The organism is Mycobacterium rhizamassiliense (assembly GCF_900157375.1).
Lineage (GTDB): Bacteria > Actinomycetota > Actinomycetes > Mycobacteriales > Mycobacteriaceae > Mycobacterium > Mycobacterium rhizamassiliense.
The window spans coordinates 309,872-334,751 of sequence record NZ_LT721901.1 but is presented as its reverse complement, the minus strand read 5'-3'; the positions used below and the strand labels follow the sequence as shown (position 1 = coordinate 334,751).

28 protein-coding genes are annotated in these 24,880 nt (G+C 67.8%); 15 read left to right on the top strand and 13 right to left on the bottom strand.

What is annotated here, in order from left to right; translation table 11 throughout:
- The first annotated feature begins 47 nt into the window (after positions 1 to 47).
- The 3 genes from MRAB57_RS01675 to MRAB57_RS01665 all read left to right on the top strand — a co-directional run bounded on the left by MRAB57_RS01675 (position 48) and on the right by MRAB57_RS01665 (position 3,273).
- On the top strand, positions 48 to 1,550 hold the full coding sequence (locus MRAB57_RS01675; RefSeq protein ID WP_077086010.1) for a flavin-containing monooxygenase: 1,503 nt from the start codon (positions 48 to 50) through the stop codon (positions 1,548 to 1,550).
- Positions 1,551 to 1,575: 25 nt separating this feature from the next.
- Positions 1,576 to 2,112, top strand: coding sequence for a hypothetical protein (locus MRAB57_RS01670; RefSeq protein ID WP_077086009.1), 537 nt, complete (start codon positions 1,576 to 1,578; stop codon positions 2,110 to 2,112).
- 84 nt (positions 2,113 to 2,196) lie between these two features.
- Positions 2,197 to 3,273: an alpha/beta hydrolase gene (locus tag MRAB57_RS01665; protein WP_108637860.1), complete on the top strand. Its 1,077-nt coding sequence runs from the start codon at positions 2,197 to 2,199 to the stop codon at positions 3,271 to 3,273.
- 4 nt (positions 3,274 to 3,277) lie between these two features.
- Here MRAB57_RS01665 and MRAB57_RS01660 read toward each other — a convergent pair whose 3' ends face one another.
- Complete coding sequence (locus MRAB57_RS01660; RefSeq protein WP_077086008.1) at positions 3,278 to 4,507, bottom strand: cytochrome P450; 1,230 nt, start codon at positions 4,505 to 4,507, stop codon at positions 3,278 to 3,280.
- Between the two features lie 124 nt (positions 4,508 to 4,631).
- On the opposite strand from MRAB57_RS01660, the gene MRAB57_RS28435 reads away from it, so the two are divergent.
- Entirely contained in the window at positions 4,632 to 4,769 is a 138-nt protein-coding gene (locus MRAB57_RS28435; RefSeq protein ID WP_157900549.1) for a hypothetical protein, read from the top strand.
- 47 nt (positions 4,770 to 4,816) lie between these two features.
- On the opposite strand, the gene MRAB57_RS01655 is transcribed toward MRAB57_RS28435, so the two are convergent.
- From MRAB57_RS01655 to MRAB57_RS01645, 3 genes are read right to left on the bottom strand one after another with little or no spacing between them, the layout of a single operon-like run.
- Entirely contained in the window at positions 4,817 to 5,320 is a 504-nt protein-coding gene (locus MRAB57_RS01655; RefSeq protein WP_077086007.1) for a DUF302 domain-containing protein, read from the bottom strand.
- Positions 5,307 to 6,287 (bottom strand): carbon-nitrogen hydrolase family protein, encoded by a 981-nt coding sequence (locus MRAB57_RS01650; protein ID WP_077086006.1) that lies wholly within the window; start codon positions 6,285 to 6,287, stop codon positions 5,307 to 5,309. Before MRAB57_RS01650 ends, MRAB57_RS01655 begins: the two co-directional genes overlap by 14 nt.
- Before the next feature lie 14 nt (positions 6,288 to 6,301).
- On the bottom strand, positions 6,302 to 7,501 hold the full coding sequence (locus tag MRAB57_RS01645; protein ID WP_077086005.1) for a thiolase family protein: 1,200 nt from the start codon (positions 7,499 to 7,501) through the stop codon (positions 6,302 to 6,304).
- An 87-nt stretch (positions 7,502 to 7,588) separates the two neighbouring features.
- Between MRAB57_RS01645 and MRAB57_RS01640 the strand changes: the two genes are divergently transcribed.
- Positions 7,589 to 8,062: a winged helix-turn-helix transcriptional regulator gene (locus MRAB57_RS01640; protein ID WP_077086004.1), complete on the top strand. Its 474-nt coding sequence runs from the start codon at positions 7,589 to 7,591 to the stop codon at positions 8,060 to 8,062.
- Here the strand turns inward: MRAB57_RS01640 and rsgA are convergent.
- The gene (gene rsgA, locus MRAB57_RS01635) at positions 8,049 to 9,035 is read right to left on the bottom strand and encodes a ribosome small subunit-dependent GTPase A (protein WP_077086003.1); all 987 of its coding nucleotides are present in this window, start codon (positions 9,033 to 9,035) and stop codon (positions 8,049 to 8,051) included. The two genes, MRAB57_RS01640 and rsgA, sit on opposite strands and share 14 nt — an antisense overlap.
- Positions 9,032 to 10,324: a 3-phosphoshikimate 1-carboxyvinyltransferase gene (aroA, locus tag MRAB57_RS01630; protein WP_245835791.1), complete on the bottom strand. Its 1,293-nt coding sequence runs from the start codon at positions 10,322 to 10,324 to the stop codon at positions 9,032 to 9,034. Before aroA ends, rsgA begins: the two co-directional genes overlap by 4 nt.
- A gap of 55 nt (positions 10,325 to 10,379) precedes the next feature.
- Here aroA and MRAB57_RS01625 point away from each other — a divergent pair, with 55 nt between their 5' ends.
- Positions 10,380 to 11,144, top strand: coding sequence for an SOS response-associated peptidase (locus tag MRAB57_RS01625; protein ID WP_077090325.1), 765 nt, complete (start codon positions 10,380 to 10,382; stop codon positions 11,142 to 11,144).
- Here the strand turns inward: MRAB57_RS01625 and MRAB57_RS01620 are convergent.
- The gene (locus MRAB57_RS01620) at positions 11,139 to 12,428 is read right to left on the bottom strand and encodes an HNH endonuclease signature motif containing protein (protein WP_077086001.1); all 1,290 of its coding nucleotides are present in this window, start codon (positions 12,426 to 12,428) and stop codon (positions 11,139 to 11,141) included. The two genes, MRAB57_RS01625 and MRAB57_RS01620, sit on opposite strands and share 6 nt — an antisense overlap.
- A gap of 154 nt (positions 12,429 to 12,582) precedes the next feature.
- Here MRAB57_RS01620 and MRAB57_RS01615 point away from each other — a divergent pair, with 154 nt between their 5' ends.
- Complete coding sequence (locus tag MRAB57_RS01615; protein ID WP_077086000.1) at positions 12,583 to 13,443, top strand: 3-hydroxyacyl-CoA dehydrogenase family protein; 861 nt, start codon at positions 12,583 to 12,585, stop codon at positions 13,441 to 13,443.
- On the opposite strand, the gene MRAB57_RS01610 is transcribed toward MRAB57_RS01615, so the two are convergent.
- The 3 genes from MRAB57_RS01610 to MRAB57_RS01600 are packed head-to-tail and all read right to left on the bottom strand — an operon-like array spanning position 13,440 to position 15,128.
- Entirely contained in the window at positions 13,440 to 13,676 is a 237-nt protein-coding gene (locus MRAB57_RS01610; RefSeq protein WP_077085999.1) for a hypothetical protein, read from the bottom strand. The genes MRAB57_RS01615 and MRAB57_RS01610 overlap by 4 nt on opposite strands.
- Positions 13,677 to 13,730: 54 nt before the next feature.
- Positions 13,731 to 14,354, bottom strand: coding sequence for a TetR/AcrR family transcriptional regulator (locus MRAB57_RS01605; protein ID WP_077085998.1), 624 nt, complete (start codon positions 14,352 to 14,354; stop codon positions 13,731 to 13,733).
- A 3-nt stretch (positions 14,355 to 14,357) separates the two neighbouring features.
- Positions 14,358 to 15,128: an SDR family NAD(P)-dependent oxidoreductase gene (locus MRAB57_RS01600; protein ID WP_077085997.1), complete on the bottom strand. Its 771-nt coding sequence runs from the start codon at positions 15,126 to 15,128 to the stop codon at positions 14,358 to 14,360.
- A 42-nt stretch (positions 15,129 to 15,170) separates the two neighbouring features.
- On the opposite strand from MRAB57_RS01600, the gene MRAB57_RS01595 reads away from it, so the two are divergent.
- The 4 genes from MRAB57_RS01595 to MRAB57_RS01580 are packed head-to-tail and all read left to right on the top strand — an operon-like array spanning position 15,171 to position 19,384.
- Complete coding sequence (locus MRAB57_RS01595) at positions 15,171 to 16,415, top strand: alkyl sulfatase dimerization domain-containing protein (RefSeq protein ID WP_077085996.1); 1,245 nt, start codon at positions 15,171 to 15,173, stop codon at positions 16,413 to 16,415.
- Positions 16,412 to 17,161 carry an SDR family NAD(P)-dependent oxidoreductase gene (locus tag MRAB57_RS01590; protein WP_077085995.1) on the top strand — a complete coding sequence of 250 codons (750 nt, stop codon included), beginning with the start codon at positions 16,412 to 16,414 and terminating at the stop codon, positions 17,159 to 17,161. The genes MRAB57_RS01595 and MRAB57_RS01590 overlap by 4 nt, the downstream gene beginning before the upstream one ends.
- A 4-nt stretch (positions 17,162 to 17,165) precedes the next feature.
- Positions 17,166 to 18,359: a sulfotransferase family protein gene (locus MRAB57_RS01585; RefSeq protein WP_077085994.1), complete on the top strand. Its 1,194-nt coding sequence runs from the start codon at positions 17,166 to 17,168 to the stop codon at positions 18,357 to 18,359.
- Positions 18,360 to 18,367: 8 nt separating this feature from the next.
- A complete protein-coding gene (locus tag MRAB57_RS01580) occupies positions 18,368 to 19,384 on the top strand; it encodes a zinc-dependent alcohol dehydrogenase (protein WP_077090324.1) in 1,017 nt (338 codons plus the stop codon).
- Here the strand turns inward: MRAB57_RS01580 and MRAB57_RS01575 are convergent.
- Positions 19,381 to 20,799 (bottom strand): phytoene desaturase family protein, encoded by a 1,419-nt coding sequence (locus tag MRAB57_RS01575; RefSeq protein ID WP_077085993.1) that lies wholly within the window; start codon positions 20,797 to 20,799, stop codon positions 19,381 to 19,383. The genes MRAB57_RS01580 and MRAB57_RS01575 overlap by 4 nt on opposite strands.
- A 171-nt stretch (positions 20,800 to 20,970) precedes the next feature.
- On the opposite strand from MRAB57_RS01575, the gene MRAB57_RS01570 reads away from it, so the two are divergent.
- Positions 20,971 to 21,480 carry an HdeD family acid-resistance protein gene (locus MRAB57_RS01570; protein ID WP_245835789.1) on the top strand — a complete coding sequence of 170 codons (510 nt, stop codon included), beginning with the start codon at positions 20,971 to 20,973 and terminating at the stop codon, positions 21,478 to 21,480.
- A gap of 298 nt (positions 21,481 to 21,778) precedes the next feature.
- Positions 21,779 to 22,663 (top strand): cyclopropane mycolic acid synthase family methyltransferase, encoded by an 885-nt coding sequence (locus MRAB57_RS01565; RefSeq protein WP_077085991.1) that lies wholly within the window; start codon positions 21,779 to 21,781, stop codon positions 22,661 to 22,663.
- Between the two features lie 12 nt (positions 22,664 to 22,675).
- Here the strand turns inward: MRAB57_RS01565 and MRAB57_RS01560 are convergent, their stop codons facing one another.
- Positions 22,676 to 23,524, bottom strand: a complete 849-nt coding sequence (locus MRAB57_RS01560) for an SDR family oxidoreductase (RefSeq protein ID WP_077085990.1) — start codon at positions 23,522 to 23,524, stop codon at positions 22,676 to 22,678.
- 265 nt (positions 23,525 to 23,789) lie between these two features.
- Between MRAB57_RS01560 and MRAB57_RS01555 the strand changes: the two genes are divergently transcribed.
- Both MRAB57_RS01555 and rsrA read left to right on the top strand, forming a co-directional pair.
- Positions 23,790 to 24,449 (top strand): sigma-70 family RNA polymerase sigma factor, encoded by a 660-nt coding sequence (locus MRAB57_RS01555; protein ID WP_425436799.1) that lies wholly within the window; start codon positions 23,790 to 23,792, stop codon positions 24,447 to 24,449.
- Positions 24,446 to 24,745 carry a mycothiol system anti-sigma-R factor gene (gene rsrA / locus MRAB57_RS01550; protein WP_077085989.1) on the top strand — a complete coding sequence of 100 codons (300 nt, stop codon included), beginning with the start codon at positions 24,446 to 24,448 and terminating at the stop codon, positions 24,743 to 24,745. Before MRAB57_RS01555 ends, rsrA begins: the two co-directional genes overlap by 4 nt.
- Before the next feature lie 35 nt (positions 24,746 to 24,780).
- On the opposite strand, the gene MRAB57_RS29565 is transcribed toward rsrA, so the two are convergent.
- A complete protein-coding gene (locus MRAB57_RS29565) occupies positions 24,781 to 24,855 on the bottom strand; it encodes a 50S ribosomal protein bL37 (protein ID WP_011728008.1) in 75 nt (24 codons plus the stop codon).
- Positions 24,856 to 24,880: the final 25 nt, after the last annotated feature.

Below are 24,880 nucleotides of genomic sequence, written 5' to 3'. Positions count from 1 at the left end.
CGCAATCGGCTGTCGGTGACGGCCCGTCCGCCCCTACGTTGGGAACCATGACTTCGATTCGTCCTCGCGTGCTGGTCATCGGCGCCGGCTTCGGCGGCCTGGCCGCCGCCTACGAGCTGTCCAGGGACGGCCTCGCCGACGTGACGGTGCTGGAGAAGGCCGACGACGTCGGCGGCGTCTGGCGGGAGAACACCTACCCGGGGGCAGCCTGCGACGTCCCGTCGAACCTGTACTCCTACTCCTTCGCCCGCAAGACGAACTGGGGGCGGCGCTACGCCGAGCAGCCCGACATCCTCGGCTATATCCGCGACACCGCCGACCGGTACGGCCTGCGCGATCTGGTGCGCACCGGGGTGGAGGTCACCTCGGCCCGCTACGACGAGGGCAGCGCCACCTGGCGGGTGACGACGTCGGAAGGCCAGACCATCGAGGCCGACATCCTGGTGCCCGCCGTCGGACAGCTGTCGCGGCCGGCGCTCCCGGCGATCCCGGGGCTGGACACGTTCGCGGGCCCGTCTTTCCATTCGGCGCAGTGGCGCCACGACGTCGACCTGACCGGCAAGCGCGTTGCGGTTCTCGGCACCGGCGCGTCGTCGATTCAGTTCGTCCCGCGCATACGCCAGCTCGCCAAGCGGGTCAGCGTCTTTCAGCGCTCGGCCCCGTACATCATCCCGAAGCTGGATCGCGGCTACACCGTCGCGCACCACGCCGCCTTCCGCAGGGTGCCCAGGTTCGGCGCCGCCATGCGCTGGCTGATCTGGGAGATCAGCGAGTTCTTCGGACTCGCGCTGACCAGGGTCGCCCCGCTCGCCTGGCTGATCGGACTGCTTGCGTCGGCAAACCTCAAGTGGCACATCAAGGATCCGGTGCTGCGGGCGAAGGTCACCCCCGACTATCGGATCGGCTGCAAGCGCGTGCTGTTCAGCAGCGACTGGTATCCGGCGCTGGCGCGCGACAACGTCGACGTCGAGACCGACACGATCACCGAGGTAACGCCGACCGGGGTGCGCACCGCCGACGGCAAGCTGCACGAGGTCGACGTGATCATCTACGGCACGGGGTTCAAGGCCACGGAATTCCTTGCGCCGATGACGATTACCGGCCGCGACGGACGCGACCTGCACGCGGAATGGGGGCAGGGTGCCCGCGCGCACCTCGGCATGGCCGTCCCGGGCTTTCCGAACATGTTCCTGATCTACGGCCCGAACACCAATCTGGGGAGCAGCTCGATCATCCTGATGATGGAGCAGCAGGCTCGCTACATCCGCCAGATCACCGAGGAGCTCGCCCGTGGCGGCGGGTCCCGCGCGTTCGAGGTGTGGCGCGCCGTGGAGCAGGCCTATGACGACGGCGTGCAGTCACGCTTGGACAGCGGCGTGTGGACCACCTGCGATTCCTGGTACCGCACCGCTACGGGCCGAGTCACCACCAACTGGCCGGGCCTGGTACGCGAATATCAGCGCCGCACAACGACGGTCGCGTTCGCCGACTACATGGAGGTGCTGCCCAAGGCCCTTCCCGAAAAGCAGGCCGAGGAGGTCGGCGCGTGACCCGGTGAGGGTCTACGCTCGGATCATGCTCGCAGCGTTTGGATTCGAAACCCTGGGTGTGGTCGTCGGGGACATGTTCTTCGTCGATCCGACCCCGAACGAAGGCCAGGAAACCCCGGAGCGGGGCGTCAGGCTGGAACTACGTGTCGTCGACCGGGCCGAGCCGCAGGGCTCGATCTACGCCGGCATCCCGATCGCCTTCAACCGCCCGGTGTGGCGGGTGGACCTCTTCGGATCCACCGCGAGCCCGCCGGGGACGCTGGACCGGGCCCATCACCACCCGAAATTCAAGGGCTGGGAGCCCGGGCGCCGGAATTTCGTCCCCGAGCTGTCGGCCGACCCGGTGTCCTGGCTGGCCGCTGAGCTGGCCGACCCGGCCGCCGTGCTGGAACGGGCCGGTGTCGACCCGGACGGGGTTCCCGAGGCCGACAAGGCGGGGCTCGCCGCGGCTGCCCCGGACATCGTCGCCGCGGTGAAGCGGATGCTCGACGGCGTGCGGGACGGGGAGTTGGCGCCCGCCCCGCCCGAGCCCGTCGCCGCGGCCCGCACCGGCTGGCTCTGATCTAGAGACTTCATTGACGGTGTAGGCAGCCGCCGTTAGCCTCTGAACAAAGATTTGGTCAGGACGGCGGAGCGGGGGACAGGCGTGACAACCAAGCCGCCCAACGCCCGCTCCCTCGCGGTGACCAACGCGGCGCTTCGCGTCGGCCTGAAGGTCGTGCCATGGATCCCGCCCTGGCTGAAGCGCGTGCTCGTCGGCGGGAAACGAATCACCATCGACGGCAACACCCTCGACCCCACGCTGCAGCTCATGCTCGCGGGCCAACGAGGTACCGGTGCGGGGGGCCTGTCGGCTTCCGGCGACCCGGAAGCCGCTCGCGCGCTGATGCGCATGTCGCATTCGGTGCTGGGGAACGATATCGCCGTTCCCACCAAAGATCTCACGATCCCTGGCCCCGACTGTCCGCTACCAGTGCGGCACTACCGACCGGACGTCGAGGGGCCGGCGCCGCTGCTGGTCTTCTTCCACGGCGGCGGATTTGTGGTGGGCGACATCGAATCCCACGACGGGCTGTGCCGAATGATCTGCCGGGACGCCGCGATTCATGTGCTGTCGGTGGACTACCGGCTGGCCCCGGAACACAAGGCGCCCGCCGCGGTCGAGGATTGCGTCGCGGCCTACCGATGGGCGCTGGGACACGCCGTCGAACTGGGTGCCGATCCGTCGCGGATCGGCATCGGCGGCGACAGCGCGGGCGGAAACCTGGCTGCGTTCGTCGCGCTACGCAGCCGCGACGAGGGCATTCCGCAGCCCGTTCTGCAGGTGCTGCTCTATCCGGTCCTCGACCTGTCCGAGGAAACCAGATCACGAAAGTTGTTCTCCGACGGGTTCTTTCTGTCCAAGCAGGACCGCGACTGGTTCACGGATCTGTATCTGGGCGGCACCGACTACGCCGCGGCCAGTGCGCGAGTATCGCCGCTGCACGCCGACGACCTCTCCGGCCTGGCGCCGGCCCTGGTGTTCACCGCGGGATTCGACCCGCTGCGCGACGAGGGCAACGCCTACGCCGCGGCGCTGCGCTCGGCCGGCGTCCCGGTGGACCACCGGCAGTTCGACGCGCTGACGCACGGCTTCGCCAGCATCGCGCCGTTCGGGGGCGGCAGCGCCGAGGCGATCATTGCCACCATCTCGGCGATCCGCGCGCACTTCACCCGCAGCTGAGGCGTCAGACGTCGAACGCGATCGGCAGGCTCGTCGGGCCGCTCAGCCCGAAAAGCGGCTTCCACGGCGCGGGCCCGGTTCGGCGGGGGTTCGAAATCCGGCCGGTGACGGTCTTGAGGGCTTCGGCGATTTCCAGCCGCGCCAGGTTGGCCCCGAGGCAGAAATGCATGCCCGCGCTAAAGCTCAGTATCGGCGGCGATACCTCGCGGGTGATGTCCAGGCGATCGGCGTGTTCGTAAACCGCCGGATCGCGGTTGGCCGCAGCGGTATTCACGAAGACCATCGTGCCCGCGGGGAACCTCACCCCGGCGAGTTCGACGTCCTCGGCGGCGACGCGCAACAAGGAGTTCGATATCGGGGCGTAACGCATCGTCTCGTTCACCGCCGACATCGCCAATTCGGGCTTGTCCCGCAACAGCTTCCACTGGTCGGGATGGTCGCAGAGCGCGTCGAGGGATGCGGCGACCTGGTTGCGCGTGGTGTCGGTGCCCGCCATCAACAGGGCCGCCGCCATCATGCGCAGCTCGCCGCTGTCGAGCCGGTCGCCATCGTGTTCGGCGCGGATCAGGTCGGAGAGTAGATCGTCGGTCAGGGTGTGGCGTCGGCGGGCGACCATCTCGTCGACGTAGTCGTCGAGTTCGCCCCAGTTGCGCATCACCTCGGGCTCGCCGTCGGGAGTGAAGGGGAAGGTGAATGCCTTGAAGATCTCGTCCGTCCACAGCGAGAACTGTTCCCAGTCTTCCCGTGGCGCACCGAGCAGTGCGCAGATGATCGGTACGGGGTAAGGGCGCGCGATGTCGGTGACGACGTCGCAGTGGCCGCGGCGGCTGACCGGCTCGACGATGTCATCGATCATCTCGGTAATGGTGGCGTGCAGTCGCTCGACCGCGCGGGGGGTGAACGCCTTCGACACGACGCTGCGGACCCGCTGGTGTGCGGCGCCGTCCATGCCCAGCAGCGATTCGCCGACCTTGTCCCACAGGGGCCCGGCGGTGATGCCCTGGACGGCGAGAATGTAGCCGGGTGGGATCTGAAACCGGTTGTCCCGAAGCACGGTTCGCGCCAGCTCATACGACAGCACCTCGGGCCCAAACGGCCCCAGCACGATCGGCGCCAGCGCCTGCGCTTCCAGCAGCCGCGGATAGACCTCCGCGGGAGTTGCGGTGACGTCATAGGCGATGGTCGGCAAGCCCGCGTCGAACACACTCGGGCTAGAAGTGCTGACGGGCGTCATCGTTCCCCCTTATGCGCGTCGAGCAAGCGATAAGCGACAGTAGACTGCCACTTATCCGACTCTAGGGTTGAGGGGGCGGGCAGTTAATCGATAAGGCTCCGGGGCGATGCCATAATTCCTGTCCATGACCACGCCCTCAACCCCGTCGAACGGTCAAACCCGCTTGGCCTACATCCTCGGCGTACCTCTGGGCACCGGACTGCCGACGCCAATGGCCCCCGACGGAATCTGGAAAGGCGTGCAGCAACTTTCCCACTACTAGCACCGCAGCGAGTTATGCGCTCACGCAAGGCGTTTCGGCGACGCCGCCTAGCCGCTGGTCACCTTCGCGGCCAGCGCCGCGAACTTGGCGTCGAGTTCCTCTGCCGCGCTGAGCAATTCCGGATTGGGCTCGACGACCATCAGCGACGACGGCGTGACGTAGGTCAGGCTGCTGCCAGCGCCCTCGTCGGTGATCAAGAGCTCGACCGGGGCGAACAGGCCCGCGGTCACGTCGTGGCGCAGCATGGTGATGGCGATCAGCGGGTTGCCGAGGATGACGCGCAGCACCTTGCGCTCGATGCCGGTCTTCGTGATCCACCCGCCGTGGTTCAACGTAGCGAACAGCATGAATCCGCTCGGCCCGACGTGAGGTTCCACCGCCTTCTGATACGCCTCCCAGCTGTCGTACGCCTTGGAGAAATCGTCGATCGGGACCGGCTTTTCGCCGATGTCGGCCAGTAGCGCGGCGACCAATTCGTCGTAGCTCTTGTCGCTGTCGTAGCGGACCCGCACGCCGTCGAAATGAGTTTCGTGTGGCTTAGACGCGGACATATTCGGCCTCCTCGATCTCGGTGCTCTTTGGAATTTCGACGCGCTCGTGCACCTGTGGGTGGGGTGTGCGATCGACCACGAGGCTGAGCAGGTCGGGCCGGCTGTAGTGGCCCACGGCGTCCATCAGGGCCTTGCGGCCGTCGATCAGCGACAAGTCGAGGTCGGCTATCACTTCGCCCTCGCCCGAGCGCAGCGGCTCGCCCAAAACCACACCCTGCGGCGTGATGATCGCGGTGAAGTTGCCACCCGAGATCGGGCCGATCGGGCCACCCGTGTCGGCCATGATCTGCGCCTGCTGATCGGGGTCGAGCCAGCCCGTCGCGTTCACGACGAAGGCGCCGGACTCCAGCGCGTGATTGCGCACGCTGACCTCCATCTGCTGCGCAAACAGTTCGCCGCCAAACGATCCCGGCCACATGGCCGAGTGGATCTGCTCGCCGTCAGCGATCAGAGCGTAACGCGCCAGCGGGTTGAAATGCTCGTAGCACGCCAACTGACCGATGGTTCCGACTGCGCTGGCGACGGCGCGCAGGCCGCTGCCGTCGCCTTGGCCCCAGATCATGCGTTCGTGGTAGGTCGGCATGATCTTGCGCCGACGCTGCAACAAGGTGCCGTCGGCGTCGAACAACAGTTGCGTGTTGTACAGCGAGCCGCCGTCGCGCTCGGTGACCCCGATGGACACCACCATCTTCGCCGCGCGGGCCGCCGCACCGACCGCTTCGGTTGCCGGCGACGGTATCGTCACGGCCTGCTCCATCAGCCTGAGGTGTTCGGTCGGCCGCATCTCGAACGGGCGCTGGATGAAGGAGAAATACGGATAGTAGGGGACGATCGTCTCCGGAAAGACTGCGAGCTGGACACCTTGGGTGCCCAGCTCCGCAATCTTGTTGACAACCTTTTCGACCGTTCCCTCCCGGCTGTACAGCACCGGGCTGAGTTGCACCGCGGCCGCGCGTATTACGGACATCGTCGTTGCACTTTCTAGCCGAGTCGCTCGATGATGGTGGCGTTGGCCATGCCGCCGCCCTCACACATCGTCTGCAGGCCGTAGCGGCCGCCGCGCTGTTCGAGGGCGTTGACCAGCGTGGTCATGATGCGAGCACCGCTGGCGCCCAGCGGGTGCCCGATCGCGATGGCGCCGCCGTTGACGTTGGTCTTGGCCAGATCGGCCCCGGTGTCCTGCGCCCACGACAGGACGACAGGCGCGAACGCCTCGTTCACCTCGAACAGGTCGATGTCTGCGAGCGTCAATCCCGCACGCTGCAAAACCTTTTCGGTCGCCGGGATGACGCCGGTCAGCATGTACAGCGGGTCGGAGCCCACGACCGTGGTGGTGTGGATGCGCGCCAGCGGGCGCAGGCCCAGCTTCTTGGCCACCTCGCTGGTGGTGATCAACACCGCGGCGCTGCCGTCCGAAAGCGGCGACGAGTTGCCGGGCGTGATCTCCCAATTGATTTGGGGGAAACGCTCTTTCATAGCTTCGCTGTAGAACGCGGGCTGCAGCGTCGCCAAGGTCTCCACCGTGGTGGCGGGCCTGATGATCTCGTCGGTCTGTAGCCCGGCGATCGGGATCAGCTCGTTGTCGAACAGTCCGTCCTTGGTGGCGCGGGCGGCCCGGTTGTGACTCTCGGCGGAGAACTCGTCGAGCTGGGCGCGCGACAGGCCCCACTTGGCGGCGATCAACTCGGCGCTGATGCCCTGGGGCACCAGGCCGTCGGGGTAGCGGCGCGTCATGTCCTCGCCCATCGGGTTGGCGCCGGGTTGCACCTGGCTGCCCATCGGGACGCGGCTCATCGACTCCACGCCGCCGGCGATCACGAGGTCATACGCCCCGGCGAGCACGCCCTGGGCCGCGAAGCTGATGGCCTGCTGGCTGCTGCCGCACTGCCGGTCGATCGTGACACCGGGAACCGACTCCGGGAAACCCGCGCCGAGCAGCGCATTGCGGGCGATGTTGGCCGCCTGGTCGTTGACCTGCGTCACCGCACCGGCGATCACGTCGTCGACCTGCGCCGGGTCCACGCCGGTCCGTGCGACCAGTTCGCGCAGGCTGTGCGCCAGCAGGTCGGCGGGCAGCACGTCGTGCAGCGCGCCGCTGGCCTTGCCCTTGCCGATCGGGGTGCGAACGGCTCCGACGATCACCGCATCGCGGCCCGCAAAACTAGACGGGAAGCTGGTCATGACTCCTCCTTGAGTCTGAGTATTACTCGATATACCTAGCAAAACGCCTGGGTATACTAAAATCAACCCAGACGGGAGGTGATCTAGGTGACATTTCTGCAAGGCGCCCTGGCGGACCGGGACAAATGGTCGTCGGTAGGTCATTGCGCGATCGAAAAGGCGATGGCGGTGCTGGGCACCAAGTCCGCGATGCTGATCATGCGCGAGGCCTACTACGGCACCACGCGGTTCGATGACTTCGCCCGCCGGGTCGGCATCACCAAGGCGGCCACCTCCGCGCGGCTGAACGAGCTGGTCGACCTCGGGCTACTGGAGCGGCGGCCCTATCGGGAGCCGGGGCAGCGCGGCCGCGAGGAATACGTGCTGACCGAGGCCGGCGTCGACTTCATGCCGGTGGTGTGGTCGCTGTTCGAGTGGGGGCGAAACCACCTGCCCGGACGGCACCGGCTGCGGCTGACTCACGTTGGCTGTGGCGCCGAGGCGAGTGTCGAGATCCGCTGCGCCGAAGGACATTTGGTGCCGCCCGACGAGCTCGGCATGCGGCTGGCTAAGTCTCCCTGAGCGCGGCGAGCAGTCGCCGGGCCGCGGCGACGCGACGCGCGGCCGGTCCGGTCAGCGCGTCCAGCGCGCATTCGGGGTCGGCCGGTGGTCCCATGTGGCCGCAGCCGCGCGGGCAATCCTGCACCGCCTCGGCCAGATCCGAGAACGCCAGCATCACGTCGTCGGGCTGAATGTGGGCCAGCCCGAACGAGCGGATGCCCGGGGTGTCGATCACCCAGCCCGACCCGGCAGTCTCCAGGGGTAGCGCGACGGACTGCGTCGAGGTGTGCCTGCCGCGACCGATATCGGTGACTTCGCCGACGGCCCGATCCGCCTCGGGCACAAGGCGATTCACCAGCGTCGACTTGCCCACCCCGGAATGCCCGAGCAGCACCGTCATCTTGTCGACCAGCAGGTCGGCCACGGCCAGCAGGGGATCGTCACGGCCCGCCTCGACGACGGTCAGGTCCAGGTCGGCGAATTGCTTGGCGAACGGCCCGGGCGGGGCGAGGTCCGTCTTCGTCAGGCACAGGATCGGGGTCAGCCCGCCCGCGTACGCCGCGATCAGCGCCCGGTCGACCAGCCCGGTGCGCGGCGGCGGATCGGCGAGGGCCACCACGATGAGCAATTGATCGGCGTTGGCGACGACCACGCGCTCGGTGGGATCGGTGTCATCGGCGGTGCGCCGCAACACCGTTCGCCGTTCCGCCCGGCGCACGATGCGGGCCAGGGTGTCCGTCCGCCCGGACAGGTCGCCGACGATGTCGACATCGTCACCGACGACGATCGGCGTACGGCCCAGCTCGCGGGCCCGCATCGCGGTGACCCGGCGATCGGGTTGGCCGCCGAGCACGCAACCCCAGCGGCCGCGGTCGACGCTGACCACCATCGCCGCTTCGGCGTCGGCATGCTCAGGGCGGGTCTTGGTCCGGGGCCGTGAGCCCCGGCCGGACCGGACTTTGACGTCGGATTCGTCGTAGTCGCCCGGCCTCAACCGCTGGACTCCAGCATGTCGGCCCACAGCTGCGGGAATTCCGGCAGCGTCTTGCTGGTGGCGCCGATGTCGTCGACCTCGACGCCGTCGACCCGCAGCCCGATGATGGCTCCGGCCATCGCCATTCGGTGATCGGCGTAGGCGCGCCACAGGCCGGCCCGCAACGGGGTCGCGGTGATCACCAGGCCGTCGGGCGTCTCCTGGCAGTCGCCGCCCAGCCGGTTGATCTCGGCGCTCAGCGCGGCGAGCCGGTCGGTTTCGTGGCCCCGCAAGTGCGCGATGCCGGAAAGCCGTGACACCGACCCGGGCGCCGCCAGAGCGGCCAACGCCGCCACCGACGGCGCGAGCTCACCGACGTCGCGCAGGTCGACGTCGAAGCCGGCGTAGTCCGCCGACCCCCGCACCTCTAGCGATGAATCACCTTGTTCGACAACGGCATTCAGCTTTCCCAGCACGCGCAGGATGTCGTCGGCTGGCTGCACGCTGGTCTGCGGCCAACCGGTGATGCGGACCGCCCCGCCGCTGACCACGGCCGCCGCCAGGAACGGCACTGCGTTCGTCAGATCGGGCTCGACGTCCCAATGCCGCGCGGCGACCGTGCCGGCCCGCACCTGCCAACGGTTGGGGACCGAATCGTCGACGTCGACCCCGGCCTGGCGCAGCATCACCACCGTCATCGCGATGTGCGGCGCCGAGGGCACCGTCGAGCCGGTGTGCTGCACGGTCAGCCCGTTGCCGAACGACGCCCCGCACAGCAGCAGACCTGACACGAACTGCGACGACGCCGACGCGTCGATGGCCACGGTGCCGCCCGCGATCGAGCCCGCGCCCAGCACCCGGAACGGCAGGCCGTCGCCGTCGATCCGCACGCCCAGGTCGCGCAGCGCATTGAGCAGCGGCGCGATGGGCCGGGCGCGGGCCTGCTCGTCGCCGTCGAACTCCATCTCGGTATCGGCCAGCGCGGCCAGCGGCGGAACGAACCGCAGCACCGTGCCGGCCAGCCCGGTGTCGATGCGTGCCCCGGGCGCGGGGGCGATGCCGCCGCTCACCGTCAGCTCGGCGGCGGCGCCGTCGACGCGCAGCCCCAGCGTCCGCAGCGCGCCGATCATCAGGTCGGTATCGCGGCTGCGCAGCGCGCCGCTGATCGTGGACGAGCCCTGTCCCTGCGCGGCCGCCAGCCCCGCCAGCAGCAGCGTGCGGTTGGTCTGCGACTTCGAACCCGGGACCGTGACGGTCGCGCGCACGGGCGTCGTCGCACGTGGGGCCGTCCAGTATGGGGTTCCGCTCACCTGCTTCATCCTGCCGTGTCGGCGGGTGTCGTGGATACCAGGCACCATGGAAAGCATGTGTGGACGGTTTGCGGTCACGACGGATCCGGCCCTGCTGGCGCAGAAGATCAAGGCGATCGACGAGGCCACCGGCACCACGGAGCGTGCCGGGGAGCCGAACTACAACGTTGCCCCGACGGCCAGCATCGCCACCGTGGTGTCGCGCCACAGCGAGCCCGAGGACGAGCCGACGCGCCGGGTGCGGCTGATGCGGTGGGGGCTGATCCCGCCGTGGGTCAAGCCCGGCGCCGACGGCGGCCCGGACAACAAGGGCCCGCTGCTGATCAACGCCCGGGCGGACAAGGTCACCACCTCGCCGGCCTTCCGCGGCTCGGCCAAGTCGAAGCGCTGCCTGGTGCCGATGGACGGCTGGTACGAATGGCGGCCCAACCCGGACAACGCTGCGGGCAAGAAGGCGGCCAAGACGCCGTTCTTCATGCACCGTGACGACGGCGACACGGTGTTCATGGCCGGGTTGTGGTCGGTGTGGAAGCCGGCCAAAGACTATGCGCCGCTGTTGAGTTGCACGATCATCACGACCGACGCGGTGGGCGAGCTGGCCGGCGTGCACGACCGGATGCCGCTGATGCTCGCCGAAAAGGATTGGGACGCTTGGCTTAATCCCGACGCCGAGCTGGATCCCGAGCTACTGGTCCGCCCGCCGGACGTGCGCGACATCGAGCTGCGGCAGGTGTCGACGTTGGTCAACAGCGTCCGCAACAACGGGCCCGAGTTACTGGTCCCGGCCGAGCCCGAACCCGAGCAGATCACGCTGCTATAGCAGTTTCTCGGGGTGGTGGTAGGTGTTGGTGCGGGGTTGGCCGCGGTCGAGGTGGGGTGGCGGTATCCATTCGGTGCGGCCGCTTGGGTGTTTTCGGGTGGTCCAGCCGCGGGGTTGCAGGAGTCGGTGGTGTGGTCCGCAGGTCAGGGTGAGGTTGTCTGCGTTGGTGGTGCGGCAGTCTGCGTAGTCGGTGATGTGGTGGACTTCGCAGTAGTAGCCGGGCACGGTGCATCCGGGTGCGCTGCAGCCGCGATCCTTGGCGTACAGCACGATTCGCTGCCCGGGTGAGGCCAGCCGTTTGGAGTGATACAGCGCGACGGCTTTGCCTTTGTCGAAGACCGCGAGGTAGTGGTGCGCGTGGCGGGCCAGCCGGATCACGTCGCTGATCGGCAGTCGGGTGCCGCCGCCGGTGATGCCGCGCCCGGCGGCTTGTTCGAGTTCGGCCAGGGTGGTGGACACGATGATTGAGGCCGGCAGGCCATTGTGCTGTCCCAATTCTCCGGAGGCCAGCACCGCGCGCAGCGCGGCGTTCAATCCGTCGTGGTTACGGTGCGCGGCGGAGCGCGCATCGTGTTCGATGGCGTCTTCGGTGGGTGCGCCGTCCACACAGGGGTTTTCGTCGGTCGGGTTGCACATGCCGGGGGCGGCCAGCTTGGCCAGCACCGCTTCCAGCGACGCCCGCGCTTCAGGGGTGAGCCAGCCGCGCAGCGCCGACATGCCGTCAGGCTGCTGGTTGCCCAGGGTCAGGCCGCGTCGCCGGGCGCGGTCCTCGTCGGTGTAGTTGCCGTCGGGATTGAGGCAGTCCATCAGATGCTGCGCTAACCCGGCCAAGGTCTCGGGACGGTATTGGGCACCCAGCTCGGCCAGCCGCGCCTCGGCGGCCTCGCGGGTGTCGGCGTCGATGAAGCCCGGCAGGTGGTGGTAGAAGCGGCGAATCACGCCGACTTGCCCGGCACCCAACCGGCCCGCGCGCTGCGCTGCGGCCGTCGCGGCCAGCACGGGTGCCAACGGTTCGCCCGTCAGCCCGCACCGCTCACCCAGGTCGGCGGCCTCGCGCACCCGCCGCGCGGCCTCGGCGCGGCTGGTGAGCGTCGCCTCGGCGATCGCATGGGAGACCTTGCCGCCCAGTTCTTGCGGGGTTGCCTCGCGGGCCAGCTTGTTGATCAGCCGGTGCTCGACGGCGGGCAACCGGCGGCGCACCTGCTCGCATTGTTCCAGCATCGCGAGGCACTGCTCGGTGTTCAACGCATCGATATCCGCGTCCGCCACCTCGTCGAAGCCCATACCCCGAAACTAAACCCACCCACCGACAAAAAGGGCCGGCCTGAAACCACAGAAACCAAAGTGGCGCAAGGGATTTAATGAGTGTGCGCTCACGGCGATTGTCGCTCGAAGGTGGGCGCAGCGGCACATGAAGCACAAGGCTTAGCATGCATACGTGACGTACACCTACACCTTCGAAGACATCAAAGACCGCCCGGTCGCGGTGATCGGCGCGGGGACGTTGGGTCGCCGGATCGCCTTGATGTTCGCCACCCGCGGCGGAGCGGTCCGGATCCACGCGCGGCGCGCCGAACAACTGGCCGAGGCGACCGACTATGTCTCGCAAAACCTTCCGCGCGCACTGGCGCAACGCGCCGAAGGTCAATCCGGCGAAGTCACCGGCACGACGTCCCTCGAGGAGGCGCTGGACGGTGCGTGGCTGGTCGTGGAATCCGTCCCGGAGCGACTCGACGTCAAGATCCCGCTATGGGGCGAGATCGACCGCGCGGCGCAGCCGGGCACCATCTTCGGGACGAACTCATCGTCACTCCCGTCGCGGCTGATGGCCGAAAACGTCCACGACAAAAGCCGGTTGTGCAACATGCACTTCTACATGCCACCGGATATCAACGCGGTCGAGTTGATGTCGGACGGTGAAACCGACCGCGGCCTGCTGGACACCCTGCTGGCCGTGCTGCCCGAATTCGGCGTGCAACCCTTCGAGGTGCGCAAGGAGTCCACCGGTTTCATCTTCAATCGCGTCTGGGCGGCAGTAAAGCGCGAGTCATTGGCGGTCGTCGCCGAGGGTGTCGCCCGTCCCGAGGATGTCGACGGGTTGTTCAAGCACACCTGGGGCGTGTTGGCCGGGCCGTTTCAGATGATGGACGTGGTCGGCCTGGATGTGGCCCTCGACATCGAGAACCACTACCTGCGCGAGTTCCCGCACCTGCCCACGAGCGCGCGAGAGCTGTTGCAGGCCTATGTCGATGCGGGCAAGCTCGGCATCAAGACCGGCGAGGGCTTCTACACGTACTAGTTGCTGAGAACCAGCTTCCAGTTGCCGTTGACGTTGCGGTCCGGAACGCACCAGAAGTTGTTCCAGCCCCCGGGCGTCGATGCTCTCACGCCGGGGCCGGCGTCCTGGCAGGCCTGCCGGGTCGGGTAGTTGCCCTCGGTCTGAATGGTGTCCGCGCTGCTGACGCCCAGCCCGACCGTCATCAGCCCCGCAGCGGCGAGCACGCCGCCGGCGAAAAATCGCTTCATGTTCATGGGCAATAACGTAAAGTGTAGTCAAGTGACTACACACGCGTTTTCGCGGGATACTTAAGTTCGCTGGGCCTGCAGCGACACCGCGGTGGCGACGGCTTCCAGCATTCGGGAGAGTTGCTCGGCCTCGTGGATGCTGCGGTCCCCGCCGGCCAATCGGGTGAACACGCCCGCGATGAACGTGGTCACCGCCGTCGTCTGGGCGTCCAGCAGGGCGGGATCGTCGGTGCCCGGCTGCAGGTGCGCGATGGCCTCGTGCGCCATGGCGTTCATCCGCGCGACGAACGTCTGCGATGTCGCGGCCAGGTCCGGGTCGCGCACCGCCCCCAGCAGCAACTCGTGCCGCGCCCGGTTCAGCATCAGCCCGCGCCCGTCGGCCTGCATCATGGTGAGCTCGGCCAGGCGCGCGAACGGCGACTGGAGATCGAGCGGCGCGTCGATCACCGACTGCAGGTTGGCGATGTCGATCTCGGCGACGCGCTTACCGACGCCGTGTAACAGGGCGGCCCGGGTGCGGTAGTAGTACGACGTGGTGCCGTCGGGAAGCCTCGCGTAGCGGTCCACCTGCGCGTGCGTCAGCCCGCGTGAACCGTACTCGGCCAGCACCTGGATCGCCGCGTCGCAGAGTTCGCGCCGGCGTTCGTCGGCGTTGCGTCTGCGGGATCTGTTGCTGGCCGCCATGATTCAGCGCAGGACCGTTCCACCGTCGATGTTGACGACCTGGCCGTTGATCCAGCCGCCCTCCTCGGACAGCAGGAAGGCGACCAGCGCGGCGATGTCAGCCGGCTCGCCGACGCGGGTGCCGCGGATGCGCTTGAGCGCACCGGCTTCCAGGTCGGGCCACTGTGGCACGGAGCGGATGGCCTCGGTCGCGGTGAACCCCGGCGCGACGGCGTTGCAGCGGATGCCCTCCTTGCCCCACCTCGACGCGACGTGCCGGGTGAGCGCGCCGATGCCGGCCTTCGCGGTCGCGTACGCGGGCCGGGCCGGCTCACCCTGGAACGCGGCCGCCGACGACATGTTGACGATCGCCCCGCCGCCGCGGGCGAGCATGCGGGGGATCGCGTACTTCATCGCCGCCACATACCCGCGCAGATTCACCGCCATCACGCGATCCCACACGTCGAATTCGATGTCGACCACGTCGGTGTCCGAGCGGATCGCCCCCATGTCGGCGCCCACGTTGAACAGCAGGTCGATGCCGTCGAAAGGTGTTGCGGCAGAATCCATCAGCCCGGCCACCGAGGACGGCTCGGCCAGGTCGAACGCGACGTGCACGGCTGTGCCGCCGGCCGCCGTGATCCGCGCGGCCGTCTGGGCGGCGGCGTCGGCGGCGACGTCACCGATGACGACCCGGCAGCCCTCCGCGCCCAGTCGGGTGGCCGTCGCGGCGCCGATGCCGGTGGCGCCGCCGACCACGACGGCGACCTTGTCGGTCAGACCCTGCAGTCCCATGGATATTGACTTTACCTCTAGAACTGTAGAGGATCGCAAGTCATGACTGGGATCCACCGGGAGCGCCCCGGAGCGGCCGATCTCGCGGCGGCGTCCGACACTCCCGCGACACCGCTGGGCGACGGGATCTGGATGTCGCCTGGGGTCTCCAACTCCTACGCGGTGGGCACCGACGACGGGCGGGTGCTGATCAACTCCGGGATCATCTTCGAAGGCGCGCTGCACCGCAAGGCGTTCGCCGAGGTCCCGGGGCCGACGCGGGCCATCCTGATCTCCCAGGGCCACGCCGATCATTGGGGCGGCGTCACCTCGCTTCGCGACGCCGGCACCGACGTCGTGATGCATCGCAACTACCGGTACTGGCGCGACGACAACGAACGGCTGATGGGCTACCGCGTGCCCAAGACGTCGTTCGCCTTCGGAAAGTTCTCCGACGCGGTGATGGAGCATTTCAAGACGATCGATCCCGCGACCATCGACTTCTCCTTCCCAGAGCCGACCACGACCTTCGACCGCCACCACGAACTGACGGTCGGCGGCCGCACCTTCGAGCTGACCTGGACGCCCGGGGGCGAGACCACCGACGCCGCGGTGGTGTGGCTGCCGCAGGATCGAATCCTGTTCAGCGGCAACCTGTTCGGGCCGCTGTTCGGACACGTGCCGAACCTGATGACCATCCGCGGTGACCGCTATCGCGACCCGGCCCTGTACATCGAGGCGCTGAACGCGGTGCTGGCCTACGGGCCGCGGCGGTTGATCACCGGCCACTTCGACCCCATCGAGGGCGCCGATCGCATCGCCGAGGAAGTCACCGCGATGCGCGACGCCATGCAGGCCGTGCACGACCGCACGATCGAGCTGATGAATTCCGGCGCCGACCTGTACACCGCGATGCGCGAGGTCCAGGTGCCCGAACACCTCGACATCGGCGAGGGCTACGGGCAGACCTCGTGGAACGTGCGCGCCATCTGGGAGATGTACGCCGGCTGGTTCCAGCACCGGTCCACCACCGAGTTGTACGGCGTGGCACCGAATTCGGTCGCCGCCGACGTCGTCAACGTCGCCGGGGCCGACGCGCTGGTGCAGGCGGCCCGCGAGCGGCTGGCAGGCGGTCAGCCGGTGGAGGCGCTGCACCTGACCGACCTCGTCCTGACCGCCGAGCCTGCGCACGCGGGGGCGCGCGCCGCGGCGGCCGACGCCCACGAGGCGCTGCTGGACCGGACCGACAACTTCTGGAAAAAAGCCTGGCTCACCAAATCGATCAACGAATTGAGGACGAACGAATGAACCGCCTGAGCTTCGACTTCACCGGCGCCAATGTGCTGGTGACCGGCGGCACCAGTGGCATCGGCCACGGGATCGCCGCCGAGTTCGCCAAGGCCGGCGCCGCGGTCACGGTGACCGGCACCCGCGAATCCACCACCGACTACGACGATGTGGACCTCGGTGACTTCACCTATCGCCAGTGCCACATTCAGGATGCCGGCTCCGTCGACGCCCTCGCGGAGTCGCTCGGCGAACTGGATATCCTGATCAACAACGCGGGCGGCCCGTACCCCGCGGGCGACGAGTACGACCCCGACGGCTACGTCGCGTCGGTGACGCAGAACATGTTGGGCCCCATGCGGTTGACGATGCGCTGCCACGAGCGGCTCAAGGCCAGCCAGGCCGCCGGCGGTGCGAGCGTCGTCAGCGTCGTCTCGATGTCGGCGTTCCGCTCGGCGATCTTCGTCCCCGGATACGGCTCCTCGAAGATGGGCCTGCTCTCGTTGACGATGAACCTGTCCCGACGCTGGGCCGACGACGGAATCCGGGTCAACGCCATCGCGCCCGGCCTGATCGACACCCGAATGACGCACCCCGCCATGGGAATTCCTGAGGTGATGGACGTCGAGATCGGCTTCCACACCCCGCTGGGCAGGCCGGGAACACCGCAGGACTGCGCCGGGGCGACGCTGTTCCTGTGTACCGACGCGGCGTCGTACATCACCGGCAGCACCATCGCCGTCGACGGCGGATACCTGACGGTTTAGGGCCATGAACGACGTGAATGAATTAGCCAACATCGCGACGCCGGACGACGTCTTCAAGCTGGCCGCGCAACGCACCGGCCTGTCCGAAATCGATTCCGACTCTTGGCGTGACGGGCTCGTCGTCATGCTGGAGGACCTCAACACGTCGTCGGCGTTCACGCCGTTCGGCCGCGAACGCATTTTGGGCGACGCCACCGACGCCCTGGGCCGGCGCATGCAGGTCCACGACTACATTCAGCAGCATCCCGAGGTGCTGGACGCGCCCGTCGAGCGGCCCCTGGTCGTGCTCGGCATGCCGCGCACCGGCACGACGGTGATCAGCTATCTGCTCGACCAGGACCCCACGCGGCGCTCGCTGCTGCACTGGCAGTGCGTGGACCCGATCCCGCCGGCCACCACCGAGACGCTGCGCACCGACCCGCGGTGCCTGGCCCTGCTGGAGGAACAGGGCAAGATCCTTCAGATGGTCAAGCAGGCGAAAGTACCTCTGCCGCACTGGGAAGACGCCGACGGCCCGACCGAGGACATGTTCATCCACAACCAGGACTTCAAGGGCCTGTCCTGGGACTCGTTCCTGTCCACCCCGCGCTACTCCGAGTGGCTGTTCGACGAGACCGACATGACGAGCACCTACGAATATCAGAAGCGCTACCTGCAGGTGCTGCAATCCACCGCGCCGGGCTCCTGGAGCCTGAAGATGCCGTCGCATTCGGTGCACATCGAGGCGCTGCTGAAGGTGTTCCCCGACGCGCGGCTGGTGTGGGCGCACCGCGACCCGTACAAGGCGACGGGGTCGCTGGCCAACCTGTGGAAGCTGCCGAAGGGGATGACGCATCAACCCGACGCCGTCGATCTGGAAGCCATGGGGCGCAACGCCATGTGGCAGATGGGCTATCACGTGGACCGGCCGCTGCGGGCGCGCGACCGCATCGGCGACGAGCGCTTCTTCCACATGTACTACCACGAGATGATGCGCGACCCGGTGGACGTCATGCGCCGCCTCTACGCGTGGGCCGACGAGCCGCTGCCCGCCGAAACCGAAGCGCGCATGCGCAATTGGCTTGCCGAGCATCCGCAGGACGTGTTCGGCCTCAACTCGTACAGCCTCGACCAATACGGCCTGACCGTCGAGCAGCTCCAGCCGGTCTTCGCCGAATACCTGGACACCTTCGACATCGAATTGGAGGCCACGCCATGACGGCGTCGATGAAAGTGGCCACTGTCACCGGCCCAGGCAAGGCCGAGGTGCTCGACGCCGACCACCCGCAGCCCGGCCCGGACGACGTGCTGGTCGCGATGCGCGCGTGCGGAATCTGCGGCTCCGACGCCTTTTACATCACCATCGGCGGCATCCCGCCGCGCCAGGGGCACACGCCCCTGGGCCACGAGCCCGCGGGCGAGGTCGTCGAGGTGGGCGCGAACGTGTCGGGCATCGCCGTCGGCGACCACGTCGTCATCAACCCGATGGCGACGCCGGGCAACATCATCGGCAACGGGGGAGCGGCCGGGGCGCTCGCCGATTTCCTGTTGATCGAAAATGCCGTTCGGGGAAAGAGTCTCGAGGTCATCCCGAGCCACATCCCGTGGGAGGTCGCCGCGCTCAACGAGCCGATGGCCGTCGCCCGCCACGGTGCCAACCAGTGCAAGCCGAAGGCGTCGGACAAGGTCGTCATCTTCGGCGCGGGACCGATCGGGCTGGGGGCCACGCTGGCCTTCAAATCCCTTGGCGTGAGCCACGTCGTGGTCGTCGACCTGATTCCCGCGCGCCTGGACAAGGCGCTGCAGATCGGCGCCGACGCCGTCATCAACTCCGCCGACGAGGACGTCGTCGCCCGCCTGATCGAACTGCACGGCGAGGGGGAGTCCGGAATTTCCGGGTTCTCCCGGCGCGCAGGCACCAACATCTACCTCGACGCCGCGGGCGTGCCCGCCGTCGTCAACACCGCCCTGGCCGCCGCCCAGAAGGGGGCCACGCTCGGAATCGTTGGCGTGCACAAGGAACCGGTGCCCGTCGAGTTCGTCAACGTGATGAGCAACGAGATCACCATCGTCGGCAGCATGGGCTACCCGGACGAGATCTTCGAGGTCACCAAGGACATCGTCGCGAACTGGGAGAGATACGCGATGATCGTCAGCCACACGATCGGATTCGCTCACGTCGGCGAGGCGCTCGAGATGGCCAGCACCCCCGGTGCGGCCGACAAAGTGGTGGTGACGTTCTAGGCGCGCTTCAGGTAGTCCAGAGCCAGGTGGGCTGCGTTGGCGCCGCACATGCCGTGCGCGCCGGGGCCCGGCGGGGTGGCCGCCGAGCAGATGTACATGCCCGGTATCCCAACCTCGTACGGCGACAGCGTGATTCGTGGCCCGAAGACCAGCTGCCGGATGTCCTTGGCGCCGGTCATGATGTCGCCGCCGACGTAGTTGGCGTTGTAGGCGGCCAGCTGCGTCGCCGAACGCACCGCCTGCCCGACGATGCGGTCTCGGAAGCCGGGCGCGAACCGTTCGATCTGGGCGACGATCGCCTCGGTCGCGTCGACGGTGTAGCCGTTGGGGACGTGCGCGTAGGTCCACACCGGATGCGTATTGCCTACCGAGCGTTGCGGATCGGCCAGATACTGCTGGCCCACCAAGACGAACGGGCGCGCCGGCATCCGCCCGGCGTGGACGTCGCGCTCGGTGGCGGCGAGTTCGGCGTAGTCGCCGGCCAGGTGCACGGTGCCCGCCCGGCGCGCGTCGGGGTTCGTCCACGGCACCCCACCCTCGACGGCGAAATCGACCTTGAATGCGCCGGGCCCGCGGCGAAAGCTACTGAACGATCGCGAAACCCGTTGCGGCAGGCGGCCTCCCAGGATACCGGCGACCGCGCTTGGCGCCAGGTCGAACAGCGTGACGTCGGCCTGCGGCAGCTGCGACGCGGTCGTGACGCACACGCCGGTCTCCACCGTGCCGCCCAAATCGCCCAGCAGCGTGACCAGGGCCGTCGCGATCGCCTGCGATCCACCCGCGGCCACCGGCCAGCCGTGCCGGTGGCCGGCCACCAGGATGCCCATCCCGATCGCCGACGTCATCGGGTAGTGCAGCGGCCGAAAGGCGTGGGCCGCAACGCCGCCGAACAGCGCCCGCGCTTGCTCCGTCTGGAACACCCGGGCGAACGCCGACGCCGGAAGCACCGTGGGCGCCCCGAACCGGGCCAGCTTCAGCGGGTGGTGCGGCATTCGCAGCAGCGGGCCCATGATGTCCTCGGACAGCGCGTCGAACTGCGCGGCCGGATAGCCGAACGCCAGCCGCCACCGGGTGCCGTCGCTGCCGAGGCCGGCCGCCGTCTGCTCCACGGAGCGGTGCAGCACGCCGGCGCTGCCGTCGTCGAGGGGATGCACGCAGTCGATTTCCGGCCACCGCCACGACAATCCGTACCGTTGAAGATTGAAGCCGCGCAGAAAGCGCGAGCCGACGGCCATCGGGTGAATCGCCGAGCAGTCGTCGTGCAGCAGACCGGGAACAATCGCCTCGCCGCTGCGGGTGCCGCCGCCGACCTGATCGGCCGCCTCGAGCACCGTGACCTGCACGCCCTTGGCGGCCAGGCAGACGGCCGCGGCAAGCCCGTTGGGCCCACTGCCGACCACCACTGCGGTACTCATATTCACCGTGCAGGCTACCGTGGGCCTTTTTTGTTACCCGGTCGCGATACTGAATCGTGTCGCTGCGGACATTTTGTTTACACCATTGCGGCGAATGATGTTGAGATGACTACTCGCGACGACACCGTTTTCGAAGGTCCTCTTCGGGCACTTGCTCGCAGTGCGTGGCAAGTGCTCCTCCTTACCGGCATCCTGGCGATTGCGCTGGGTGTCATCGTGCTGGCCTGGCCCGGACAGACCCTGTTCGTGGCCGGCGTCCTGTTCGGCATCTACCTGGTGGTTTCCGGGGTCGGCTACGTGTTCGCGGCTTTCGGCTCGCATGCCGGCGCCGCGATGCGGGTGCTGACATTCATCACCGGCATCGTGTCGCTGATCCTTGGATTCTTCTGCTTCCGTGAGGAATTCGAGGCGGTTACGCTGTTGGCGATCTGGATCGGCATCAGCTGGTTGTTCCGCGGGATGACGCTGCTCACCGCGGCGCTGGCCCTGGACCACATGCCCGGCCGCGGCTGGCAGGTGGTGTCCGGGTTGGTCATCGTGATCGGTGGCGCGGTGCTGATCGTCGCGCCGCTGCACTCGATCGCGGTCCTGACCCTGGTCGCCGGCTGCTGGCTGATCGCCATCGGCATCGTCGACGTGATCAGCGCGTTCCAGGTCCGCAGCCGGACCCACGCCGCCTGATCCAAGCCGCTGGACTGTAACCCCCTGCAGCACAACGCCGGCCGCCAAGCGGCTGGCGTTGTGTGTTGTCCCGGGGCGCATCCGTTTGCTGGATGTGAGGTCCGGTGCCGGGTGTGTGCGATATCGGTACAGATGATGCCTGTGCTCGGCCGGTCGGAGCGGGTTCTCGACGGGGCTGGAGAAGTTTGCCGGAAGGGCGCCGCACCGCGTCAGATAGACTGAGTTGCCGGCAAGTCGATCAAACGCCGATCGCCCGTCGCGCAAAGTCCACTTAAATCTCACTGCCAAAGGTTGTGCCTTGTCGTCAAAGAAAAGCGAAGATTCCGGCCTGAAGCCGCATTTCGAGGACGTGCAGGCGCACTACGACCTGTCGGACGAATTCTTTGCACTCTTCCTGGACCCGACGCGCACCTATAGCTGCGCGTACTTCGAGCGCGACGACATGACGCTCGAGGAGGCGCAGTTGGCCAAGGTCGACCTGTCGCTGGGCAAGCTGGGCCTGCAGCCCGGGATGACGCTGCTCGACATCGGCTGCGGGTGGGGCACCACGGTTGTCCGCGGACTCGAGCAATACGACGCCAACGTCGTCGGCCTGACGCTGAGCCGCAATCAGCAGGCACACGTCCAGCGGCGCCTGGACGAGCATTCGTCCCCGCGGAGCAAGCGGGTGCTACTGCAGGGCTGGGAGCAGTTCGGCGAGAAGGTCGACCGCATCGTGTCGATCGGCGCCTTCGAGCACTTCGGCCGCGACCGCTACACCGACTTTTTCAAGATGGCCTACGAGGCGCTTCCGGACGACGGCGTGATGCTGCTGCACACCATCATTCAGCCCAGCCGCGAGGAGTTCTCCGACCGCGGCCTGCCGATCACGATGACCAAGCTGCGGTTCATGAAATTCATCATGGAGGAGATCTTTCCGGGCGGCGACCTGCCCGCCGCCAAGACCGTCGAAGAGCACGCGGAACGCGCCGGCTTCACCATCAAGCGCGTGCAACAGTTGCGCCTGCACTACGCGCGCACCCTCGACAACTGGTCGGCCGCGCTCGAGGCGCGTCGCGACGAGGCCATCGCGATTCAGTCGCAAGAGGTGTACGACCGGTACATGAAGTACCTGACCGGTTGCGCGGATCTGTTCCGCGAGGGCTACACCGACGTCGCGCAGTTCACCCTCGCCAAGGGCTGATTACGGGCCCTCCTAGGGACCCGAGTACCCCGGCGGGTTGACGCCCTCGACCCAAAAGTCTTCGCCCAGTTTGGATCCCGGGATGCAGTCGTACACCGACAGGTCGGTGACCCCGGAGTCGAGCAGCACGTCCTCGCACAGCAGCGTGTTGCCGGTGAATTCGCGGGCGGGCTTGTTGAGGATGACGTAGGCCGCGTCGGAGTACACCTCCGGCTTGCGGGCCCGGCCCATCGCCTCGTCGCCGCCGAGCAGGTTCTGCACCGCGGCGGTGGCCACTAGCGTGCGCGGCCACAGCGTGTTCGACGCGATGCCCTCCTCGCGCATCTCCTCGGCGATCCCGAGCGCGCACAGCGTCATGCCGAACTTCGCCATCATGTACGCGGTCGGCTTGAGCCACTTGCTGTCCAGCAGCACCGGCGGCGACAGCGTCAGGACGTGCGGGTTCTCCCGGCCCTTCAGGTGCGGAAGGCAGGCTTGGGAGACGGCGTACGTGCCGCGCACCTGGATGCCGTTCATCAGGTCGAAGCGCTTCATCGGCACCTCGGAGATGGAGCCCAGGTTGATCGCCGACGCGTTGTTGACGCAGATGTCGATGCCGCCGAACTGCTCGACGGCCTTGGCCACCGCGGCCTCGACGGAGTCCGGCTCGCGGACGTCCCCGACGATCGGCAGCGCCTGGCCGCCGGCCTCCTCGAGCTCCTTGGCGGCGGTGTAGACCGTTCCCGGCAGTTTCGGGTGTGGCTCGGCGGTCTTGGCGATCAGCGCGATGTTGGCGCCGTCCTGCGCTGCGCGTTTGGCGATTGCCAGGCCGATACCGCGGCTGGCGCCGGAGATGAACATGGTCTTGCCATTCAGGGACATGGCGCCACATTAACGCCCGGTCCCAACCGGTCGGTTGGGGGGACCGCGCTGCCCGCCGTCGGCGCCGGAAATAGCAGCTTGCCTCGCGCCGTTGATTCTGTCGGTCTCTGAAACAGACGTGGGCAGACCCGGGCAGACGGTGTCGGTCCCAGCCTTTAGATTGGGAGGAGGCAGTCGGGTGTCAACGGCGACGATCTATGCGCGTCCGGTATCGCTGGCGATGCTGTCCGGCGACGCCGCAACAGAAGGGACCGTGTTAATCGAGATGGATGATCCCGAAGATCGACGAGACGGAGCCCAGCCCGAGTTGCCCGAGGTCGAGCTGCCGCCGGAGAGCGACGCGGAATTGACGGCGCGCTTCGAGCGCGACGCGATTCCGCTGCTGGACCAGCTCTACGGCGGCGCGCTGCGCATGACGCGCAACCCCGCCGACGCCGAGGACCTGCTGCAGGAAACGATGGTCAAGGCCTACGCGGGCTTCCGGTCGTTCCGCGCCGGCACCAACCTGAAGGCCTGGCTGTACCGGATCCTGACCAACACCTACATCAACAGCTACCGCAAGAAACAGCGCCAGCCTGCGGAATACCCAACCGAGGCAATCACCGACTGGCAGCTGGCCGCCAACGCAGAACACACGTCGACCGGGCTGCGCTCGGCCGAGGTCGAGGCCCTGGAGGCGCTGCCGGACACCGAGATCAAGGCGGCCCTGCAGGCCCTGCCCGAAGAGTTCCGGATGGCCGTCTACTACGCCGACGTCGAGGGTTTCCCGTACAAGGAGATCGCCCAGATCATGGACACGCCGATCGGAACCGTGATGTCGAGGCTGCATCGAGGCAGGCGACAGTTGCGTAGTCTATTGGCCGATGTGGCCAAGGAGCGGGGCTTCACCCGCGGGCAGCAGACGCACGAGGAGGTGTCGTCATGAGCGAGATTTCACCCGGTGACGCCTCGGCGGCCGCCACCCCGCAGATGAAGGCCGAGTGCGCCGAACTGATTGCCGAGGTATGGACGCTGCTCGACGGCGAATGCACGCCGGAGACGCGGCAAAAGCTCAAGCAGCACCTCGACGAATGCCCGCCCTGCCTGCGGATATTCGGCATCGAGGAGCAGTTCAAGGCACTGATCGCCACCAAGTGCAGCGGCGACAGGGCCCCCGAGGGCCTGCGCGAGCGCCTGCGGCTGGAGATCCGCCGCACCACGATCATCCGCGACGTGTACTAACTCACCCGCGCGAGCGCGGTTGCCTTCAGCCCTGGTTAGGCGTTCGGCCGCTTGCCGTGGTTGGCCTTGCTGTGCTTACGGTCACGCTTCTTGCGGCCACGCTTGGCCATGGGGTACCTCCGTCGTTTGTGCATG

What these genes read in the sequence shown, in the direction of transcription:
- MRAB57_RS01675 (WP_077086010.1), top strand. Translation starts at nt 48, where the DNA reads ATGACTTCGATTCGTCCTCGCGTGCTGGTCATCGGCGCCGGCTTCGGC.
- MRAB57_RS01670 (WP_077086009.1), top strand. Translation starts at nt 1,576, where the DNA reads ATGCTCGCAGCGTTTGGATTCGAAACCCTGGGTGTGGTCGTCGGGGAC.
- MRAB57_RS01660 (WP_077086008.1), bottom strand. Translation starts at nt 4,507, where the DNA reads ATGACGCCCGTCAGCACTTCTAGCCCGAGTGTGTTCGACGCGGGCTTG.
- MRAB57_RS28435 (WP_157900549.1), top strand. Translation starts at nt 4,632, where the DNA reads ATGACCACGCCCTCAACCCCGTCGAACGGTCAAACCCGCTTGGCCTAC.
- MRAB57_RS01655 (WP_077086007.1), bottom strand. Translation starts at nt 5,320, where the DNA reads ATGTCCGCGTCTAAGCCACACGAAACTCATTTCGACGGCGTGCGGGTC.
- MRAB57_RS01650 (WP_077086006.1), bottom strand. Translation starts at nt 6,287, where the DNA reads ATGTCCGTAATACGCGCGGCCGCGGTGCAACTCAGCCCGGTGCTGTAC.
- MRAB57_RS01645 (WP_077086005.1), bottom strand. Translation starts at nt 7,501, where the DNA reads ATGACCAGCTTCCCGTCTAGTTTTGCGGGCCGCGATGCGGTGATCGTC.
- MRAB57_RS01625 (WP_077090325.1), top strand. Translation starts at nt 10,380, where the DNA reads ATGTGTGGACGGTTTGCGGTCACGACGGATCCGGCCCTGCTGGCGCAG.
- MRAB57_RS01620 (WP_077086001.1), bottom strand. Translation starts at nt 12,428, where the DNA reads ATGGGCTTCGACGAGGTGGCGGACGCGGATATCGATGCGTTGAACACC.
- MRAB57_RS01610 (WP_077085999.1), bottom strand. Translation starts at nt 13,676, where the DNA reads ATGAACATGAAGCGATTTTTCGCCGGCGGCGTGCTCGCCGCTGCGGGG.
- MRAB57_RS01605 (WP_077085998.1), bottom strand. Translation starts at nt 14,354, where the DNA reads ATGGCGGCCAGCAACAGATCCCGCAGACGCAACGCCGACGAACGCCGG.
- MRAB57_RS01600 (WP_077085997.1), bottom strand. Translation starts at nt 15,128, where the DNA reads ATGGGACTGCAGGGTCTGACCGACAAGGTCGCCGTCGTGGTCGGCGGC.
- MRAB57_RS01595 (WP_077085996.1), top strand. Translation starts at nt 15,171, where the DNA reads ATGACTGGGATCCACCGGGAGCGCCCCGGAGCGGCCGATCTCGCGGCG.
- MRAB57_RS01590 (WP_077085995.1), top strand. Translation starts at nt 16,412, where the DNA reads ATGAACCGCCTGAGCTTCGACTTCACCGGCGCCAATGTGCTGGTGACC.
- MRAB57_RS01585 (WP_077085994.1), top strand. Translation starts at nt 17,166, where the DNA reads ATGAACGACGTGAATGAATTAGCCAACATCGCGACGCCGGACGACGTC.
- MRAB57_RS01580 (WP_077090324.1), top strand. Translation starts at nt 18,368, where the DNA reads ATGAAAGTGGCCACTGTCACCGGCCCAGGCAAGGCCGAGGTGCTCGAC.
- MRAB57_RS01575 (WP_077085993.1), bottom strand. Translation starts at nt 20,799, where the DNA reads ATGAGTACCGCAGTGGTGGTCGGCAGTGGGCCCAACGGGCTTGCCGCG.
- MRAB57_RS01560 (WP_077085990.1), bottom strand. Translation starts at nt 23,524, where the DNA reads ATGTCCCTGAATGGCAAGACCATGTTCATCTCCGGCGCCAGCCGCGGT.
- MRAB57_RS01555 (WP_425436799.1), top strand. Translation starts at nt 23,790, where the DNA reads ATGGATGATCCCGAAGATCGACGAGACGGAGCCCAGCCCGAGTTGCCC.
- rsrA (WP_077085989.1), top strand. Translation starts at nt 24,446, where the DNA reads ATGAGCGAGATTTCACCCGGTGACGCCTCGGCGGCCGCCACCCCGCAG.